Raw genomic sequence first — 259 nt, 5'->3', positions numbered from 1 at the left:
CGGCAAGGTATTGGCTTGCGGCAGCCTGGCCGCAGCCGGCGGCTGCGCTGTCGTGGCAGGAGCGAGATTGGCGGGAGCGACGTTGGCCGGAGCCGGTGCAGCGATACCCGGTCTCACCGTCGGCTGGATCGTCGCGCTCGGCGGCATCGGCGCCTTGCCCTGCTGGATCAGCGCGGCGCGCTGCACGACGGCCTGCGGCACGGCCGGACCTGCCGGCGTGGCGCGACCGGCAACCGCCGGTGCCAGATTGCCCGGACCG

1 pseudogene is annotated in these 259 nt (G+C 74.5%); it reads right to left on the bottom strand.

The annotated features are described in order from the left end of the window. Positions 1 to 259: pseudogene (locus tag IC50_RS07110) on the bottom strand (caspase family protein); the annotation flags it as partial.

Origin of the sequence: Bradyrhizobium genomosp. I (2014) (assembly GCF_000261685.1) — a bacterium.
In the GTDB taxonomy this organism is placed as follows: Bacteria; Pseudomonadota; Alphaproteobacteria; order Rhizobiales; family Xanthobacteraceae; genus Bradyrhizobium.
This window is presented reverse-complemented; position numbering and strand designations above follow the sequence as displayed.